This window comes from Capnocytophaga sp. FDAARGOS_737 (assembly GCF_009730375.1).
Classification (GTDB): Bacteria; Bacteroidota; Bacteroidia; order Flavobacteriales; family Flavobacteriaceae; genus Capnocytophaga; species Capnocytophaga leadbetteri.
The window spans coordinates 142,749-162,189 of the sequence record NZ_CP046316.1 but is presented as its reverse complement, the minus strand read 5'-3'; the positions used below and the strand labels follow the sequence as shown (position 1 = coordinate 162,189).

General features: G+C 43.3%; 17 protein-coding genes and 1 tRNA gene. 3 read left to right on the top strand and 15 right to left on the bottom strand.

The genetic code is table 11. The features are described 5' to 3' along the window. The first annotated feature begins 85 nt into the window (after positions 1 to 85). Positions 86 to 598 carry a nitroreductase gene (locus tag FOC45_RS00750; RefSeq protein ID WP_009390920.1) on the top strand — a complete coding sequence of 171 codons (513 nt, stop codon included), beginning with the start codon at positions 86 to 88 and terminating at the stop codon, positions 596 to 598. A gap of 80 nt (positions 599 to 678) precedes the next feature. Here FOC45_RS00750 and ccsA read toward each other — a convergent pair whose 3' ends face one another. The 7 genes from ccsA to FOC45_RS00715 form a co-directional block, all read right to left on the bottom strand. After that, positions 679 to 1,473, bottom strand: a complete 795-nt coding sequence (gene ccsA / locus FOC45_RS00745) for a cytochrome c biogenesis protein CcsA (protein WP_009390919.1) — start codon at positions 1,471 to 1,473, stop codon at positions 679 to 681. Between the two features lie 23 nt (positions 1,474 to 1,496). Further along, positions 1,497 to 2,720 (bottom strand): cytochrome c biogenesis protein ResB, encoded by a 1,224-nt coding sequence (locus FOC45_RS00740; RefSeq protein WP_009390918.1) that lies wholly within the window; start codon positions 2,718 to 2,720, stop codon positions 1,497 to 1,499. Positions 2,721 to 2,839: 119 nt separating this feature from the next. Continuing rightward, on the bottom strand, positions 2,840 to 4,306 hold the full coding sequence (nrfA, locus tag FOC45_RS00735) for an ammonia-forming cytochrome c nitrite reductase (RefSeq protein WP_009390917.1): 1,467 nt from the start codon (positions 4,304 to 4,306) through the stop codon (positions 2,840 to 2,842). Between the two features lie 27 nt (positions 4,307 to 4,333). After that, positions 4,334 to 4,948, bottom strand: coding sequence for a cytochrome c nitrite reductase small subunit (gene nrfH / locus FOC45_RS00730; RefSeq protein WP_009390915.1), 615 nt, complete (start codon positions 4,946 to 4,948; stop codon positions 4,334 to 4,336). Positions 4,949 to 5,144: 196 nt separating this feature from the next. Further along, positions 5,145 to 5,705, bottom strand: a complete 561-nt coding sequence (locus FOC45_RS00725; protein WP_009390914.1) for a Crp/Fnr family transcriptional regulator — start codon at positions 5,703 to 5,705, stop codon at positions 5,145 to 5,147. A gap of 6 nt (positions 5,706 to 5,711) precedes the next feature. Next, positions 5,712 to 6,092, bottom strand: a complete 381-nt coding sequence (locus tag FOC45_RS00720) for a TraR/DksA C4-type zinc finger protein (RefSeq protein WP_009390913.1) — start codon at positions 6,090 to 6,092, stop codon at positions 5,712 to 5,714. Between the two features lie 90 nt (positions 6,093 to 6,182). After that, on the bottom strand, positions 6,183 to 6,815 hold the full coding sequence (locus FOC45_RS00715; protein ID WP_009390912.1) for a GNAT family N-acetyltransferase: 633 nt from the start codon (positions 6,813 to 6,815) through the stop codon (positions 6,183 to 6,185). Positions 6,816 to 7,021: 206 nt separating this feature from the next. Between FOC45_RS00715 and FOC45_RS00710 the strand changes: the two genes are divergently transcribed. After that, a tRNA-Gln gene (locus FOC45_RS00710) sits at positions 7,022 to 7,092 on the top strand. A gap of 78 nt (positions 7,093 to 7,170) precedes the next feature. Here FOC45_RS00710 and FOC45_RS00705 read toward each other — a convergent pair. The 8 genes from FOC45_RS00705 to FOC45_RS00670 form a co-directional block, all read right to left on the bottom strand. Continuing rightward, complete coding sequence (locus FOC45_RS00705) at positions 7,171 to 8,076, bottom strand: ABC transporter ATP-binding protein (protein WP_009390910.1); 906 nt, start codon at positions 8,074 to 8,076, stop codon at positions 7,171 to 7,173. A 205-nt stretch (positions 8,077 to 8,281) separates the two neighbouring features. Further along, positions 8,282 to 9,304, bottom strand: coding sequence for a phenylalanine--tRNA ligase subunit alpha (pheS, locus tag FOC45_RS00700; protein WP_009390909.1), 1,023 nt, complete (start codon positions 9,302 to 9,304; stop codon positions 8,282 to 8,284). Between the two features lie 69 nt (positions 9,305 to 9,373). Then, entirely contained in the window at positions 9,374 to 10,435 is a 1,062-nt protein-coding gene (locus tag FOC45_RS00695) for an RluA family pseudouridine synthase (RefSeq protein WP_009390908.1), read from the bottom strand. A 306-nt stretch (positions 10,436 to 10,741) separates the two neighbouring features. After that, the gene (locus FOC45_RS00690) at positions 10,742 to 11,350 is read right to left on the bottom strand and encodes a PASTA domain-containing protein (RefSeq protein ID WP_009390907.1); all 609 of its coding nucleotides are present in this window, start codon (positions 11,348 to 11,350) and stop codon (positions 10,742 to 10,744) included. 35 nt (positions 11,351 to 11,385) lie between these two features. Beyond that, on the bottom strand, positions 11,386 to 11,742 hold the full coding sequence (locus FOC45_RS00685) for a phage holin family protein (protein ID WP_009390906.1): 357 nt from the start codon (positions 11,740 to 11,742) through the stop codon (positions 11,386 to 11,388). Beyond that, positions 11,727 to 12,500 carry an alpha/beta fold hydrolase gene (locus FOC45_RS00680; RefSeq protein WP_009390905.1) on the bottom strand — a complete coding sequence of 258 codons (774 nt, stop codon included), beginning with the start codon at positions 12,498 to 12,500 and terminating at the stop codon, positions 11,727 to 11,729. The genes FOC45_RS00685 and FOC45_RS00680 overlap by 16 nt, the downstream gene beginning before the upstream one ends. A gap of 135 nt (positions 12,501 to 12,635) precedes the next feature. Continuing rightward, positions 12,636 to 12,821, bottom strand: a complete 186-nt coding sequence (locus FOC45_RS00675) for a hypothetical protein (RefSeq protein ID WP_196774062.1) — start codon at positions 12,819 to 12,821, stop codon at positions 12,636 to 12,638. 179 nt (positions 12,822 to 13,000) lie between these two features. Continuing rightward, positions 13,001 to 13,246 (bottom strand): hypothetical protein, encoded by a 246-nt coding sequence (locus FOC45_RS00670; RefSeq protein ID WP_009390903.1) that lies wholly within the window; start codon positions 13,244 to 13,246, stop codon positions 13,001 to 13,003. A 629-nt stretch (positions 13,247 to 13,875) separates the two neighbouring features. Here FOC45_RS00670 and FOC45_RS00665 point away from each other — a divergent pair. Beyond that, positions 13,876 to 19,344: an alpha-2-macroglobulin gene (locus FOC45_RS00665; RefSeq protein WP_009390902.1), complete on the top strand. Its 5,469-nt coding sequence runs from the start codon at positions 13,876 to 13,878 to the stop codon at positions 19,342 to 19,344. Positions 19,345 to 19,441: the final 97 nt, after the last annotated feature.

Sequence of the window (19,441 nt, the reverse complement as noted above, 5' to 3'; positions counted from 1 at the left end):
ATATTATCTATTTTATTGGGCGCAAAGATACATAATAATTAGTAATTTATTATCTTTGCCCCATTAAACATTAATTCTTAGTATTATGACAGAAGCCCAAACACTCCGACACATCATTACCACTCGCAAGAGTATATTCCCTCCTGAATATAGTGATGCACCTATAGCCAAAGAAGTATTAGAAGAGATTATCAGCTCTGCTGACTATGCTCCTAACCATAAACGCACCAAACCTTGGCGCCTAAAAGCTCATAGAGGTACTGATAAAGCCCTTTTGGGAGAAGAATTAGTACGACTGTACAAAGAAAATGTACCTGCTGAGAACTTTTCTGAGCGAAAAATGAATGAAATAGCCCAAAAAACAGCTAAATCAGATACAATAGTAACTATTAGCATTTGTTTTAGTGGAAAAGTGCCTGAGTGGGAAGAAATAGCTGCGACAGCGATGGCTGTACAAAATATGTACCTCACCTGCACTGCCCACGGCATAGGGTGCTATTGGGGTACCCCCGGCTTTATGTTTCAGATGAAAGATTTCTTACAATTAGAAGAAAATGAGCGCTGCTACGGATTTTTCTTTATGGGAATGAAGAAGTAGAAGTAATAATACAAAATGAGCACCGGTCTAAAAAGGTAAGTCTTTTTAGACCGGTGCTCGTTTTTATATTTCGTTTTGTCCTATCCTGAGTAAGTATGTACACTCATTTGAGCAGTAGGTAGGTAGTTCACGCCAAACCAACATACCAACAAAAGGATAAATGCTATCCCTACAATTACGAAGCTTTGTAGTGGTTTACGCTCATTATGATTGTACTTGTGATGCAAATATACCAAGTAGCCCAACCAAGTGATGAAAGCCCACGTTTCTTTAGGGTCCCACGTCCAATAGTGTCCCCACGCTTCTTTTGCCCATAGCGCTCCGAAGAGCAACCCAAAGGTTAAGAATACATAACCCACCTTTATAAGCTGGTCTATCACAGCAAATATGCTGCTAGTTTCTTGTCCTTTTTTATATCTATAGATGCCATAAAAAGCTGTAAGCGATGCCATACCTAACATCGCATAGGCAAAGATATATACGATTACGTGCGGTATAAACCATACACTTTGCAGTGCTGGCATTAGCGCTTTGTTCATCGTATCAGGGTGCGTATAAGTGAGCACTATAAATACAATACCCATTACAGCTGAGTAGCTAAGCATCCATTTTTGTCGATAGAGCAAGTAGATAGCATAGCCTATAAGCCCCATAAAGAGTGAGTACCATATACGTGTTTCTGCTAAAGTGCGCAATGGCGGACGCTCTAAGTTCTTCCAAAGTGCTATAATAAAGCCCCCTACTATAAGGGTCGCTCCTAAGTGAGCAGCTATACTCGCTACCCTTAGGGCTTTGTTTTTACTGTAAATAAGGCTACCTCCTAATAGCCAAAGTGCTACCGAGAGATAGGTTACTATGTCAAAATGATGCCACATTTCTTTTAATTATGAATTTAGAATTATGAATTTACAATTACCTCTTTCTTCCCTTTCACTTGGAACAAGAAAGCTATACCACCAGCAATAAGCAAAAATATACCTGTATAAACCACTGGTAGCCAAGGGTCTGAGATAAGCTCTACTACACTAAGTTCAGACCAACGACCGGCACGCTCATCGTAGCTCACTTGATAAATACGCCAGCCTCCTACGCTAATAGGATGGTTTACCTCTATGCGTTCTTCGCGTATCTCATCTTTCTTATCTTTCTGAAATACTAACACTTGCGACTGAAACTTACGTGCTTCAGGGGGTGCCATCACTAATGTATGATCTTTATCTAAGTCGATAGCACGAGGCGAAAACTGAAAGTTACCAGCTGATATCCAGTCCGTTTTCTTCTTATGAGTGCGCAAGTCTTCTATCGTCACTTGGGCAGCGTTAGTAGCTCCCCACATAGTGTGGTTTATATAAGTGCTATCTGTGTCGGGTATTGCCTTTTCAAGGTATTTATGAAGAGTAACTTTCCAATGTAGAAGAGTCATACTCTCCCCTTCCTTTTCAAGCATAAAGCCTTGAGGTTTCTCTACAGGCAGTGCCGAACCAGTAGTATCTATCACAAACAGTTTATTAGGATAAATATCTATGCTAAACTCTTTAAGCTCTAAAGCCAAAGGCAGTTGCACCATTTTGTTCTCTTCAGTAAAGGCGCGCCACTCAGCTTTGTCTTTGTAGAGATTCATTTTTAGTCGTACGATATCTCCTTGTCCGAGTACACCTGCAAACATCACCAACCATAGTCCAAAGTGATTGAGCAAAAACGGAATATTCTTGCTCTCGTATACCAAAGAGCGTTTGAGTATCGCAAACCAAAGGTTCATAAGGGCTAATACAAATATAAGACCAAAATACCACGTCTTAGTTAGGTCATTTAAGCCTAATTTGCCTAAAACACCTTGCATTTCTTCAGGTTTTACATTGATACTCCCAAGCCCGATAGTCAGTAAGCCTAAAACGGCTACAATTACAATAGCAAACGGAGCTGATGAAAATCTACTTACGAAAGCCGACTTTCTAAAAATAAAGAATACCAGCGTGGTAATCACTACAAAAGTGAACCCTGCGACGATATTATCAGGAAAGCTAAACCAGCTTTTGCTGAGGCTCCCGACGGTAAGTTGTAAAATAAGCCCTATTATAAGGGATATACACGCTACTAAGGTAGCGAATGGGTATTGCTTCATAAAAACTAAAAAATAATAATATAATAAAGACAAACTTTGCCAAAGTCTCGCAGGCTTTTCGTCCCACGACCTTTGGCAAAGTCTATATTATTGACTGTTATTGCCTAATACGGCGTGCACTATTTTTGTGATACTAAGCGTCCTGCTTTTTTAGCTTCTTCTATCCATTTAGGCACTATAGTTTCTAAGAATTTTTTCTTAGCAGCTTCTTCTTTTGGTATATCCAAGCCTATTTCTTTTTGGGCTTTAGCTTTAGTGCTAATATCAGGCATTACGAAAGCTGTTTTGATGTTTAGTTTTTCTTTAAGCACATCTAAATTATTTTCAGCTTGATAAGCATAGATAAGACCATCGCTAAGGAGGCGTTCAGATTCGATAGGAGCGTGGAAAGCGGCACCGTGTGAAGAGTGTACCATATCCCAACGCCATTGTGATTTGCGGATAAGTGCCAAAGTAGGTTTCATTTGTTCTTCGTTAGCACCGTTATCCCACAAGAATTTAGCTTTGAAGTGTACTTTTGCTAATTGTTTTTCGAGTTTCATACGCATACCATATACAGCATCTTGGCGATCGTATACGTTTTTCACCAATTCTTCTTCACTTTGGCGGTGACAAGTTTGGCAACTCGCTGATACATTGCGTAGTGGGCTGCTGATATGGTGGTCAGAGAATTTCACAGCACCATCAGTTTTGTATGGCATATGGCAATCGGCACAAGAAACGCCGCGTTGTCCGTGAATACCGAGTTGAGAAAGTTCATAGTCGGGGTGTTGTGCTTTAAGGATAGGAGTACGGCTAAGTGAGTGTACATAGTCAGTCCAACCTTCTGCATCGTAGTACTCTTCCATCTTTTCAATAGTCATACCTTTATCCCAAGGGAAAGTAAGGTGTTTTTTATCACCTTTGAAGTAGTACTCTACGTGGCATTGTGCACATACTAACGAACGCATTTCTTGGTGAGTAGCGTTGTTAATATCTTTCCCTTGACGTTCAAAAGCCTCAACAAGAGCTGGTTGGTGAATTTCAAGCTTCATTGTTTTAGTATTGTGGCAAGTAGCACAACCGATAGGGTTTACTATCTCGTTACCCCATTTATCCCAAGGAGCACTATAGTAATTGTCTAATCCTACTTTTTTCATTAAGCGAGGTACATCAGGGCTTTTACAAGTCCAGCAAGTACCAGGCTGAGGAGAGTGGGTAGAATCGGTAGGCGCACCAGTACGAAGAATTTTAGTAACGTCTTCAATAGCGTGCATATGTCCGCGTGGAGCGTTGTATTCCTTAGAGAAAGCATAACCAGCCCAAAGCACGACCATTTCGGGGCGCAAAGCGAGCAAATCATCATCTTGACTGCTCATATACCTAGAGCGGAATGTAGTGTCAGCAGTCGCTCTCCAAGAGTCGTACTGACGTGGGTAGAACGGTGCGAATAGCTCGTTCTTACACTCCTGATCTGGGAGGTTATTACCGCCTTTTGCGATAAACTCAGCCTCTTGTGATCTATTCATTATTGAATTAGCCAATAGTCCTAATAAGAAGGTCACTATTGCCAATATACCTGCAATTAACCAATGTTTCTTTTTCATCGCTGTATAAATTATATTTCGTTTTTTTTAATTATTACTTTTTTTACTTTTAGCGGCCATTTCTTGTAGCCAATCAGGAACGTTAGCGCCCATATCATCAATAATAGGCACGGGCGAGTTAGGAGCAGCGTTCAGCCCGCGTACGCGGCTATGAGGCACTTCGCGGTGGCATTCCCAGCAGAGCTTGCCATTGCCAGCGTGTGCCATTGGGGCAGTTACCTTGCCTATCTGCACCTCACTTACAAGGGTGCTGTGGCAGCGAATACAGTTCTCTTGCACTACTTTTTGTCCTGGTGAGTGCATCTTGATAACCTGTGGCTCCATTCGGAAGGTAAACATCGTAGCGTGGCGCAAACCGTCATTAGCTTTGAAATAATACTTACGGAAGACATTGTCGTGCGGTACGTGGCAGTCGTTGCACACGGTATTACGTCCGTGCGATGAGTGCAACCACGTAGCATACTCAGGCTCCATAATATGACAGTTCACACACGCCTTTGGATCGTCAGATAGATAGGAATGTGCTTTAGATAGGTAGAATATATACCCCGCAAGACCTATCAAGATACCTACCAAGGAAGGTATCAGAAAACGAAACCATCGTTTGTTTTTTGTTTGAGTGTCTTTATCAGTTGTCGCCATTATATAATAAATAAGGTATTTCGTGTCTTTTCGTTGCAAATATACCACGCTTTCCTTTCATTACAAAATAAAAAACGAAAAATAGCGAAATTTATTATTATTCTAAGTAAGAAAAGTGCTTAACCTATTAAAAATAAGCCAATTAACAAATTCTCTCATTTGCTAATTGGCTTATTTTTTCTAATTGACTAATCGTTTAATTCTTTCGTATTACACTTAGTGTTTGTTGGGTGATACCCAATAGCGAGGCTATATGCCCTAAAGGCGCACGCAGTAGTATCTGGGGGTATTTCTTCAGCAGCAACTCATACCGCTCTTGGGCGGTCTGAAACTTAATCGTGTACAGCTGCTCTCTAAGGGTCTGTATGGCCGATACTAACAGCAGTCGCATCAGCCGTTCCAGCTCCTGATGCTCATTTACCACACGCTCTACCTCTCTAAAGTCGGCTTCCCATACCACACAATCCTCCAATGCCTCTAATTGAATGGGGGTGGGACTGTCAAAATAAATATTCTCTACCGGAAAATAAAACATTTGCTCCATAAAAAAAGAATGGGTAATGTCTTTTTTCTTTTTCTCGTAGAAAGTGCGCAGCAGTCCCTGTTCCACATAGTACAACCGTCCCTCATTGCTACCTGTTTTTTGCAGCGTTTGATACTTTTTGTAGTGCTTTTGTTCAAAAAGCCTTTCTACCAAAGGCGCAAGCACTTCAGGGGTGATAAGGGTCTCTTGGCAAATGTACTCTGTCGGACTCATAGGTACTTATTGCATATTTTTAGCCTCAATGCTTAGGGTAGCGTGGGGCACCGCCATCAAGCGACGTTTGTCTATCAGTTTACCTGTTACGCGACAGATACCATAAGTCTTATTCTCTATGCGGACAAGCGCATTCTTAAGGTCGCGAATAAACTTCTCTTGTCTAATGGCCAATGCCGTATTCTCTTCTTTGCTCGTTACCTTCGAGCCTTCTTCAAAAGCCTTAAAGGTAGGCGATGTATCGTCAGTACCATTAGTAGCGCTGTTCATATACGAACTGCGGATAAGTTCTAAGTCTGTCTGAGCCTTTTTTATTTTCTCTTCTATAATCGCTTTAAATTCTTCTAATTCTTTATCAGAATAGCGCACTCTTATATTTTCTTCCATAATATTCTGAGTATTTAGTTATTAATTCATTTTTTCAAGGGTGTAAAAATACAACTATTTTTGTAACTACCAAAAATAATTCCACATTTTTTACTCTTCAAGTGCTATTTCTCGCTGCAATGTCCATACCTCTACTTCTTGTATCTTGCGGTAGTCCGTTTGCCGAAAAGCGTGTCGGGTATAGAAATGCACATTCATAGCCGTATTGGTCACCAAGCGCAGTTGGGTAGCCCCGCGTTGGGCTATAAAAGGCACTATACCTTGGTCTATAAACCTACCGCCTACCTTTTTGCTTTGCCATTCGGGGCTTACCACCAAACTCTCTAAGTACCACGTCCCTTCAGGTGCATTGTTTTTCGCCTGCTCGCTGCTTTGGTCAAGAAAAGGCAAAAAATGCTTCGTAGGTTTCGCGTATTGCCATAGGGCAAAAGCACCCGAGCGCAAGTAGTCCCATAAGCCGATGTGAGTTTTACCCAAATGCTGCATCACAGCCGCCGCTACGGGGGTACCTTCGTGCTCAGCCAGCAAGCAGTACCCTTTGCGAATATTGCTCATCGCCTGTACGTAGTGCAGTTTGTTCAGATAATCGATATACTGACTATCCGAAAAGAAAAACCGATTTAGCACAGCGCGATACATATTATAATTGGCAAACGCATCGGTAAGGAGGTGGGCTACACATCTGGCATCAGCAGCCGTAGCCTGTCTGAAATGTAATTGCATAAATAATTGTTTTTTACCTCAATAGAGGGGCAAATATACAAAACTTTACTGAAACTTCAAAAAAAATTACACTCCCAAAAAACATCAATACACTAATTATTAATAAGTTAGCTTTTTTACTTAAATTTTTTCTTAAAAAAATACGCTTAAAAATTTGGAGATTAAAAAAATAGCTGTACCTTTGCACCGCAAAAATGCAAAAAGATTGGTCTATGGTGTAATGGTAACACAGCAGATTTTGGTTCTGTTATTCTAGGTTCGAGTCCTAGTAGACCAACGAAAAAAGCTCTTCAGGTTCAAACTTGAAGAGCTTTTTTTATGTCTAACAGCGCAAAGCTGCCTACTACTAAAAAAATTAACTTTCTAAACTACAAACTTCTCCTTTTGCTATAGATTCTGAACTGTAGAAATAAACTTTCCCCTCTTCTGAAGTTGCCTCTATAAGATATTGTATCCCTTGGAAGTAGTGCTGCTGTACAGTAACCTGCCAGTCAGAGTGGGCACAGATGTGTATCTGATGAGGCTTCAATAGCTTACCTTTATGCCAACTTACCTCGCCAAAGAGCGAAGCAGTGTAATAATCAGTATCTTGCGCATAGACAGTTAGCGTATCGCCAAAATGCAATAACTCCCCGCCTTTCATTATAAGAGTTTTATCAGCAAATGAGAGAGCCTCTTTACCATCGTGGGTAGCCACTACGCAACTAATGCCGCGCTCCTTAAGGTAAGCAAAAAGCGTGCGCTGTAATTCGTTCTTCCTAAAATTATCTACCTGACTAAAAGGCTCATCTAAGAGCAGCAGCTGGGGTTCTTGAGCCAGTGCCATAGCAAGGGCTACGCGTTGTTTTTCTCCCCCACTAAGGTCTAAGGCTTTGCGCTGAACAAAATCCTGCATACCCACTAAACTGAGGAGTTCTGCCACGCGTTCTTTCTTGTAATCAAGGTCGAGGTTCGACACAAATTTACCGACATTTTCAGCCACGGTGTGATAAGGACCTAAGCCAAAGTCTTGGGCTAAATACTTCATCGCAGCATAACCGGGTACTAACTGACGCGAAGGCCCCCACACGCGGTTTTCGCAGAAGTATATACTCCCTTGCACATCTATAAGCCCATAGATAGCTTTCAGCAGCGTACTCTTCCCGCAGCCACTTTCGCCCATCACTGCCAAATGCTCGCCCTGAGGCAGTACAAACGATATATCTTTCAAAATCGACTGCCCGCCATCATAAGCGTATGAAATATGATCAAGTTTTAGCATTAATTATTTTTCAATTTTACATCCAATAGCTTTAGTATGATATATAAGTATGATATTAGTATGATATACAATTATGATATTCGTGTATATTGACCGTCCCATCTCCCCCTTTGAAGGGGGCTGGGGGGATGTTCATATAAAGGGGGGATGTTTATATAAGAGGATGTTTTATATACTGATGTTTATATAAAGGGGGGGGATGTTATTAATAAGCACTCTTAAACTGCTCTAAGAAGCGCAAATCATTTTCGTAAAACATACGTATATCACCCACTTGGTACAGTAACATCGCAATGCGCTCTATTCCCATACCAAAGGCAAAACCACTATAAGTATCGCTATCTATACCGCAGTTTTTCAATACGTTAGGGTCTGTCATTCCGCAGCCCATTATCTCAAGCCAACCGGTACCTTTAGTGATGCGATAATCCACCTCATTGTTCAGCCCCCAATAAATATCCACCTCAGCACTTGGCTCGGTAAAAGGGAAGTATGACGGACGTAAGCGTATGCGCGACTTGCCAAACATCTCTTTGGTGAAGTATAGCAAAGTCTGTTTAAGGTCAGCAAACGATACGTCTTTATCGATATAAAGCCCCTCTACTTGGTGAAAAAGACAGTGCGAACGCGCCGAGATAGCCTCGTTGCGGAACACCCTCCCTGGCGAAATAGTGCGTATTGGCGGCTGATGCCCTTCCATATAGCGTATTTGCACCGAACTGGTATGCGTTCTAAGCAGTATATCCGGATTCGTTTGTATAAAGAAAGTGTCCTGCATATCCCTAGCTGGGTGATATTCAGGCAAGTTCAGGGCAGTAAAGTTGTGCCAATCATCTTCTATTTCAGGCCCGTCCGACACATCAAAGCCTATGTTAGCAAAGATGGTCAGTATTTCGTTTTTCACTAACGAAATAGGGTGACGCGCCCCTAAGGGAGTAGGATATGCCGGACGGGTAAGGTCTGCATACACCCCTTTGCGCTCCTCTTTTTGCTCCAAAAGGTCGCGTATTTCTTGTATTTTAGTTTCTGTTTTTTGTTTGAGTTCATTAAGTACCTGCCCAAAAGATTTCTTTTCGGCAGCAGGCACTTCTTTAAAAGCAGCAAAAAACTCATTCAGCACCCCTTTTTTGCCGAGGTATTGAATGCGCAATTGCTCAAGTTCTTCTTTAGTCTGAACTTTAAAGTCCTCAATCTTAGCGATATGCTCTTTTATTTTATCAATTATCATAACTGCAATGCAAGTTCTTTTCTTTTTTCTAAATGGCAAAAATACTATAAAAATATGTAAGTACCAAAACTAATTTGCTGATTTGTATATGCGCCACTTTTCTATGCACGCCTGCATATCGGCAGGCAGTTCACTGTCAAAGCGCAGGTACTCACCGCTCACAGGGTGTTCAAAACCCAAGGTCTTGGCGTGCAAGGCTTGGCGCGGCAATACGCTAAAACAGTTGTCTACAAACTGTTTATACTTGGCAAAGGTCGTCCCCTTCAGTATCTTGTCGCCTCCGTAGCGCTCATCGTTAAAGAGCGTATGCCCTATGTGCTTCATATGCACCCGTATCTGGTGGGTGCGCCCTGTTTCTAATCTACACGACACGAGGGTCACATACCCAAAACGCTCCAACACTTTGTAGTGCGTCACCGCCTCTTTGCCGTGCGACCCATCAGGGAAAACATCCATCTGTAGCCTATCTTTCAGATGCCGCCCTATATGCCCGCGCACCGTACCCTCATCAGCTTCCACATTGCCCCACACAAGGGCTATATATTCGCGTTCAGTAGTCTTGTGAAAAAACTGCTGAGTCAGGTGCAGCATAGCCTCTTCGGTCTTAGCGATAACCAGCAGTCCGCTGGTATCTTTATCGATGCGATGCACCAACCCAGGACGGTTACTGCTGTTGTTAGGCAGGTTTTCAAAGTGATAGACCAGCGCATTAATAAGGGTACCGCTATAGTTGCCGTGTCCAGGATGTACTACCATACCCGCCGGCTTGTTTACCACCAGCAGACTATCGTCTTCATACACTATTTGCAGAGGTATATTTTCGGGTATCAACAAATCTTCGTGAGGCGGATGCGCAAAATACACCTTCACCTCATCGTTAGCTTTCACGCGATGATTAGATTTTACCGGCTGACCATTTACGAATATATTCCCTTGTTTAGCCGCCTGTTGCACCTTATTGCGAGTAGCGTTTTCCACGAAGTTCATCAAAAACTTATCCACGCGCAGCGGTTCCTGCCCTTTCCCCGCCTTAAACGAGTAATGCTCATACATCGAGGGACTCCCCTCTTCATCTAACTCGTCTAATTCGTCTATATCATCTATATTTTCTAATTCGTCTATATTTTTCATATTTTTATTTCCAACATCCCCCTATCCCCCTTCAAAAGGGGGAACTCATACCCGAACATCATACTTTGATTTTCGTGTATGCTAACCATCACATCTCCCCGTCTTGCTGACCGTCACGTCTCCCCATCCTGCTAACCGTCATATCTCCCCGTCTTGCTGACCATCACATCTCCCCGTCCTGCTAACCGTCACATCTCCCCCTTTGAAGGAAGTCCGCGAGCTGGCGCAGCGGAGTATGTGCAAAGGGGGGGGATGTTTATAATCGCCTCATCGACAAATCGACAAATCGGCAAATCGCCTCATCATCTAATTCCCCATCAACTCCTCAATAGGAATTTCCTCAGGAATAGAGTCTCTCGCCTCCATACCATTACCACAGATAAGGTCAATGCGCGAAGTTTTCACCAACTTATCCCCAGGTAGTACCGGTTTGCCCTGATACTGCATTTCCAGCACCATATCCTTACCGATATCATCTACATAAGTAACGGTACCGATAGCCAATCCCACCGATTGTAGGGTAGCCTCAGCGCTGCGTCGTGTTACCTGAATCACCTTTGGTACGGTCACTTTATGATAGCCCGAAGGGTTGAGGGTCAGATATATTTTGCGGTTTTTCTTCACCCGTTCGTTAGGCTCCGGACTCTGACTTATCACGGCGAAAGGCGCATATGTAGGGTCGTATTCGGTAGAGTCGATTACCTCATAGCGCAATTGCTGTTCATCTAAGAGAATTTGCACTTGCGAGAGCGTTTTTTTGGTCAGGTTAGGCACTACTATAAACTTGCCGTGGTCAGTATAAAAGTTGAGCAATTGCAAGGAGCACCATATCAATATACCCCCAGCAATCACAGCCAACACCAACTGCCAAAACAGCGTAAGGCCAGTTTTTTTCAAACTTTCTTTGATATTCATTTTTCTGTATTTCGTATTTTATCTGTGCAGCGCACTTAATTACTAACTTCTTCTTTTTCGATAATGCCAAAAACAAGCGTTTGTGCCAGCGATAAACATACGCTAAACATCATCCCGCCCCAGAAGCCGTGCACCACAAAACCACTCACTACCTCGCCGGCCAAAAGAATGATAACCGCATTAATTACCAACAAGAAAAGCCCCAAGGTAACAACGGTGATAGGAATAGAAATAATAGTCAGAATAGGGCGCACCATCACATTGAGCACCGATAGCACAAAGGCCACCAAGATAGCCGAAAAAAAGTTCTCTATCTGAGCCCCTACATTAAGGTATCCCAACAAAAAAATAAGGATAGCACTTACAAAAATACCTATTAAATATTGTCGCATAAAAAATCTATTGTTTTTTGATAAAATTGAGTAGGATTTTGGGCGTGAAGCCAATGCCCCGCTTGGCTAATCGTATCGATAATTGCGTGCGGGAAGTGTGTGTATATCAAGGCTTCATCTTCAGGCATCACATACTCCGAAAACTCGCCTTTCAAAAAGAGCGTCTTGCCCTCATATACATTGCTGTCGGGCAGTTCAGCCCCTATTTCGCTTTCGTTCTCTATCAGGGCAGGCAGGTTCAGGCGCAAACCTAAGCGGTCTTTAGTCTCCCAATATAGGTTTTTAAGCAAAAACTGACGTACCCCAGGCTCGCTAACGTAAGGAGTAAGAGCCTTATCAGCTTCAGCGCGCGAGTGTATTTGGTCGAAATCCAACGAAGCCAATCCCTGCAATATCTGCTGATGATGAGGCGGAAAGAATTTAGGCGACATATCAGCTACGATAAGCGAAAGCACCTTATGGGGGTATTCTGTAGCGAAGAGCATAGCCGTTTTGCCACCCATAGAGTGTCCCATCAGGTGGAAAGCCTTCAGGTGGTGTCCTTCGGCATACGCCAATAGGTCAGCTACCATAAGCGAGTAGTTAAAGTCGGGCGAGTGAAAGCTATGTCCGTGGTTGCGTTGGTCTATCAAATGGACTTCATAGCCAGCTTCGGCATATCGCAAGCCCAAGCTACGCCAATTGTCCGACATACCTAAGAAGCCGTGCAATATGATAAAAGGAGTTCCCCCCTCGCCTATTATTTGAGAATGCAGCATTTTTTAATAATTATGTTTTTCAATTATAATTTTCAAGCGACAAAGATACGAAATAATTACAAATTACAAATGATAAACCACAAAAACAGAAAAATACGCCCACCTGTCCCACTTGTCCCACTTGTCCCACTCGTCTCACCCGTCCCACATCTCTGCTGGTGCGGCTCGCACTCCCACTTGTCTCACCTGTCCCACTTGTCTCACCTGTCCCACTTGTCTCACCTGTCCCACTCGTCTCACTTGTCCCACTCGTCTCACCTGTCCCAATCCTCCCAATCCTCTCAGCCTTCTCAATCCTCCCACCAGTCCCACTCGTCCCAAAATTCATAATTCCCCTCGCGCACTATCTAAAGCCATTATAGTCTTTTAAAACGCTTGTCTCTATGTTAGGTAAAGAAAAATAAGGTTTTAGTCATTTTATATTTTACTAATAGTTAAGTTGTTCTGCGTTTAACAACACATCTGATACATCGCCTAAAACATCAGATACATTATTTCTTTTAAACACGATTATAATCCATTTCATCTAATAAATCTGCTATTTTATCAGCTCTATCACGAGATTCTTCATTGTTATTCTCCCCTTCTTCATAATACTTGATAAACAAACTTAGCAGTTTAGACTTAATTTCTTTATCAGAAATATTCTTACCCCTTGCTAAAGCAACCATATCTCTCATTGGTTGAAAAGAATTTAATTCTTTTGTTGAATCTAAAGATTTTACTACTTCTTCTTCAAATGACATAACATTACAATTTAGAACAATTATTCCATTCCTTTCTTGTCGAAGCTATTCGCTCTCCTAATTCTTTATCTGAGATAGTTCCCTTTCTTTCAATAGGAACAATACTAACAGCCCCCGCTGGTGCAAGCTTGCAGCTTGTCCCCAATTCAAAATTCAGAATTCAAAATTCTCTCACCTGTCCCACCTGTCCCACTCGTCCCACCCAATTCAAAATTCAAAATTCAAAATTCTCACCCCCACCACTACGGCTGCAAAGATATTTTTTTTTAGTTATATTATCAAGATATTGTACCTCCACAGCTACAGAAAATTTTTCTAAATACACTTACCCTATACAAACAATACAGGAACACCGAAGGAAAGTCGGCGAGCTGGCACAGCCGAGTATGTGACGAAGAATTAGCGAAGGATTAGCGAACAATAACCGAAGAGCAAACAGCTAACAATCCTACCCTAACTAGATTTTTTTTCGTGTATACTGACCATCACATCTCCCCCTTTGAAGGGGGCTGGGGGGATGTTTATCTACAAAGCGGGATGTTAAAAAAAATTTGTTAATTACCAAAATCATTCGTACCTTTACCGCGAAAATCACCCGTAGTATATCATTCAAAAAAAATTATAATTATATGAAAAAAATTAGTTTATTATTAGTAGCATTACTTACCCTTTTTGCGTGTAAGAAAAATGCTAATTTCAACAGCGACCCTATGCTGTTCAAAGCCTATATCTCAGGCTACACCTCTGGTTTGGTATCAGCCCATTCCGAGGTGAAAATCCTGCTAAACCAACCCATTGCGCAAGACAAGATGGATAAAATCGAGAGCCTCGACCTCTTCAGCATCTCCCCTAACGTCAAGGGTAAAGTCGTATGCGCTACCCCTACCGAGGTAGTTTTTATTCCCAACGAGCCCCTTAAGCAAGACACCAAATACCAAGTGTCTTTTCAGCTAAAAAAACTCTTCGAGGTCAATGACAAAGCCCTCGAGGCGTTTAACTTCACGCTCAAAACTTTCGAGCAGGCTTTCCGTATCCAAAAAGGCGACCTACAGTCCTACAGCCCAGACCTCTACTTCCTCAATGCCGAGTTGCTCGCTAACGACCAGCTTACTTATAACGAGGCTAAAGAGCTCCTTTCGGCTACTGTGGGCGGCAAAAAGGTGTCGGTAAAATTCCAGTCTAACCAGATGTCTAACCGCTTTGCGATAGTGTTCGACAGCCTCCCTCGCACCGATAAAGAACAAACCTTAGAGGTGAAGTGGGACGCTTCAGGGGTCAAAAAAGAGAACTTACTGCCTTTTAGCTTCAACCTGCCTAAAAAAGGAGTTTTCGAGGTGGTAAATGTCCGCATCGATGAGAGTTCAGCTAACCGCGTGTTCAGCGTAAACTTCTCTGACCCTTTAGATAAAAACCAAGATTTCGAAGGATTGGTAACTCTTAGCGGTGTTAGCCAAAAATACAGCGTCAATGGTAACGTGCTAAAGGTGATGCGCGAAGAGGTAAGCACCGCTTCCAACTTCACTGTCAATGTAATGCAAGGGGTGAAGAACATCTATGGTCAGCGTTTGGCAAAAGACCGCTATATACCTATCTCCTTCCCACCGCTCAACCCTCAAGTACGCTTGGTGCGTAGTGGTACCTTGCTACCTAGCTCGGCTAACCTCAAAATCAACTTTCAGGCCATCAATCTGCGTGCAGTACACGTAAAGGTATCACGTATTTATGAAAATAATATCTTGCAGTTTTTGCAAGACAACAGCTTGGGCAGCACCGATGGCAGCCTGCGCCGTGTGGGCAAACCTATTGCGCGCAAAGTCATCGCTTTAGACCACGATGTGCGCAATTCCCTACACGATTGGAATACCTACGCCTTAGACCTCGCCAGCCTCATCACTCCCGAACCTGGCGCTATCTATAGGGTCGAAATAGGTATGAAGAAAAACTATTCGCTCTACGCCTGCGAAGGACAAAATACCGAGCCTTTAGACCTCTCATACGAACAAAAATCGCTTAATGACGATGATGTAAACTACAACGAGTATTATTACGATGACGATGAAGACTATTGGGGCTATAGCGAAAACCCTTGCGATGAGGAGTATTATTATAACAAAAAGGCGGTTACCAATGTGCTTTCTACCGATCTTGGCGTTATAGTGAAAAAAGGACAAAACAACAGCTATGTCTTTGCGGTGAACAACCTGCTTTCTACCGAACCCGTATCAGGGGCTACCATAGAGGTGTACACCTATCAGCAACAGAAAATACAAGAGGCCAAAACCGACAAACAAGGGTTGGCAGTTTTAGAACTCAGCAGCCGTGCGTACTTTGCTAAGGTGAAGAAAGACAAATTCACTACCTATGTGAAGTTAGACGAGGGAGCTCCTCTATCGCTCAGCAATTACGACATCGATGGTATCAAGCTACAAAAGGGCTTAAATGGCTTTATCTACACCGAGCGCGGCGTATACCGTCCTGGCGATAGCATACACCTCAGCTTTGTGCTTAACGATTTTGCTCAGAAGAACCCCGAAAAACTTCCTATCAAATTGCGCTTTAGCGACCCTTATGGCAAGGTAATCAGCGAGCAGATGCAAGGGGCTAAAGAAAACAACCTATACGTATTCGGACTCAAAACAGCTGCCGATGCCCCTACCGGAGGCTGGAATGTCCTCATCTCTGCTGGGGCTTCTCAGTTCAGCAAACTGATAAAGGTAGAAACCATCAAGCCTAACCGCCTAAAGATAGAAAATAACCTTAGTGGCAAGCGCATCAGTGCCAATGGTAGCAATGCGCAGTTGCAGGTGCTTTGGCTACACGGCAGCCCAGCGGGCAATACAGGGGTAAGCGTAAAAGCGAAGTTCTACCCTACCGAAACAGCTTTCAAAGGCTATGAAAAATACCTCTTCAATAACAAAGCTTATGATTTCGAGGGCGAAGAGTTCAACCTATACGAAGGTCGTACCGATGCCGATGGCTATGCTTCTTTCTTCTTCAAGCCTAACCAAATGCAAGCCCCTGGTATGCTAAAGGTGAACTTCCTAACCCAAGCCAACGAAAGTGGTGGCGACTTTAGTACCGATGTATGCTCGGCTATGTATTCGCCTTATAGCGAGTATGTGGGGCTACACCTCCCTGCCGTAAACAAATACGACTATTATGACACCGAGCAAGACCATACTTTCGAAACCATAGTGTTAGACGAAAATGGCAAACCGCTAAAAGGCAAAGAGGTTACCGTAGCTGTCTATAAAGTAGGTTGGAATTGGTGGTGGGACGCCTCTAACCAAAACATCTCTACTTACAACAGCAGCAGTAGCAATGCTTTGTACGAGCAACACCGCCTAATAACCAATGCACAGGGCAAGGCGCAGTTTAACCTCAACATCTCTGACGATAATTGGGGCAGATATTTTGTCCTACTCACCGATGAGCAAAGCGGTCACCGTTGTGGTACTACCGTCTATTTCGATTGGGGTAGCTGGAGCGGCAAGTCACGTGGCGGCGAAGGTAGCGAAGCCATTATGCTAACCTTGGGTACTAATAAAAAGGAGTATAGCGTAGGCGAAAAAGCGACTCTTTCATTCCCTTCTGATAAAGGCGGACGTGCCCTCGTATCAGTAGAAAACGGTAGTGATGTACTCGAAACGCATTGGGTAGAAACAACCGACAAAGAAACCAACTTCACCCTACCTATTACTAGCAAGATGACCCCTAATGTATACCTATACGTTACCCTCTTGCAGCCGCATAACCAAACTGCCAACGATGCCCCTATACGCCTCTATGGCGTGGCTCCTATAAAGGTAGTAGACCCTAATACCATATTAACTCCGGTGATACAAGCCCCTGATAAGTTCATCCCTAACCAAAAAGTGAACATAAAGGTAAGCGAAAAAACAGGCAAGCCAATGCATTATACATTAGCCATTGTAGAAGACGGCTTGCTAAACCTCACCCGCTTCCGCACCCCTAACCCTTGGAATGCGTTCTTCTCTAAAATCGCTTTGGGCGTAAAAACTTGGGACGTGTATAATGATGTGATAGGGGCTTATGGAGGCACTATCAATCAGGCATTCAGTATAGGGGGCGACGAAGATTTGGGCGGTAGCGAAGCTCAAAAAGCCAATAGGTTCAAACCGTTCGTCATCTTCAAAGGGCCTTTCGAACTCAAGAAAGGCAGCAGCAATACTCACTCAGTAGCGATTCCTAACTATATGGGGTCTGCCCGTGTAATGGTAGTAGCAGCCGATGTCAAGAACAACGCCTATGGTAGTGCCGAGAAGAAAGACATACCGGTTACTAGCCCATTATCGCTTTTAGGCTCATTGCCACGCAAAGCCGTACCTGGCGAAAAAGTAGTATTGCCAGTAACTGTATTTGCTATGGAAAACCACGTGCGCAACGTAAGCCTTAGCGTTAGCACTAACGGACAGTTCAAGGTAGTAGGTAATAGCCAACAGTCGCTCACCTTTACCAAAAACGGAGAGCAAATGGCTTATTTTGAACTCGAAGCTGCCCAACAAGGGGTAGGCAAGGTCAAAATAACCGCTACTTCTGGCAAAGAAAAAGCTACTTACGAGGTCGAAATGGGCGTTTACAACCCTAATCCGCTTACCTATGCGGTACAAAATGCAGTACTTACTAGCGGACAAGCACAGACCCTCAACACGGCTGCTTTAGGCGAAAAGAATAAAACAGTTCTCGAGATTTCTAGCTTCCCAGGGGTGAACCTACACCAGCGTTTGGGCTACCTCATCAGTTACCCTCACGGTTGTGGCGAGCAAGTTACCTCTGGCGCATTCCCTCAGCTATTCTTAGCCGACTTTATAACGCTTAGCAAAGACAAAGCCGACGAAGTGAGCAAGAATGTCAAAGCGGCTATTAGCAAGCTACACGAAAACCAATTGAGCAACGGTGGCTTCAGCTATTGGAAAGGCGGTCGTTATGCCGATAATTGGGTTACCTCATACATTGGTCACTTCTATATCGAAGCCGAGAAGAAAGGCTATGTATTACCTTCTGGCAGCAAGCAGAAGTGGTTAGACTACCAGAATACTGAAGCGCGCCAATGGCGATACGAACCCGAATATGGCAATGATTTCGCGCAAGCCTACCGCCTCTATACTTTGGCTTTAGCCGGTAGTGCCAACAAAGGAGCTATGAACCGCCTACGCGAACTCAAAGATATAAGCGAAAATGCCAAACGTACCTTAGCAGCGGCTTATGCTCTTATTGGTCAGAAACAGACGGCCGAAAAACTCTTCCTCACCACTGCTATAGATGAGGACAGCGATTATTATTATGGTTCCGTATGGCGCAACAAGGCAATGGCAATGGAAACAGCCCTACTAATAGGCAGAAAAACCGATGCTGCTCGTTGGGCAGCCGAGATAGCCGAAAAACTATCTTCTAACGATTGGCTCAGCACTCAAACCACCGCCTATTCGCTTTATGCTATGGCTAAGTACGTAGCAGTAAACAAGAGTGGCAAGAGCTTCGAGGCTACCTATACCGTAAATGGCAAGACCGAAAAAGTAAGCTCAAGCGAACCAATGGTACAAGTAACCCTCAACACCAAAGGACAAACGCCTGTACAGGTGAAAAACAACTCAAAGCAAACGCTTTACGTACGCCTAATTAGCAGCGGAGTCTTACCTGTGGGACAAGAGTTAGCTATGCAAAACGGACTTTCTATCAAAACAGTTTTCCATAATAATAAGGGACAAACGATAGATGTCAGCACCCTACGTCAAAGCACCGAGCTAACCGCCTCTATAGAGGTGCGCAACCTCACCAACGAGCGGGTAGATAACGTTGCTCTTACACAGCTCATCCCTTCAGGGTTTGAGATTATCAACACCCGCTTCACCGATTACGGAGCTGATGATAACGAGTATATAGACTACGCCGATTTCCGCGATGACCGTGCGAACTTCTATTTATCACTTAGAGCCAACGAAACTAAGGTGATAAAGCTGAAGTTAAACGCATCGTATGCAGGTAGATACTATCTACCAGGCACTTATGCCGAAGCGATGTACAACAACCGCTACAACACCCGCACCACCGGACAATGGATAGTCATTAGCCGATAACAATTAGCAAAATCAACAAATCCCCGCTTATAGAACAACCTATAAACGGGGATTTTATAAACTTGAAAATATCATTATCTCATTCCTCTTCCAGCCC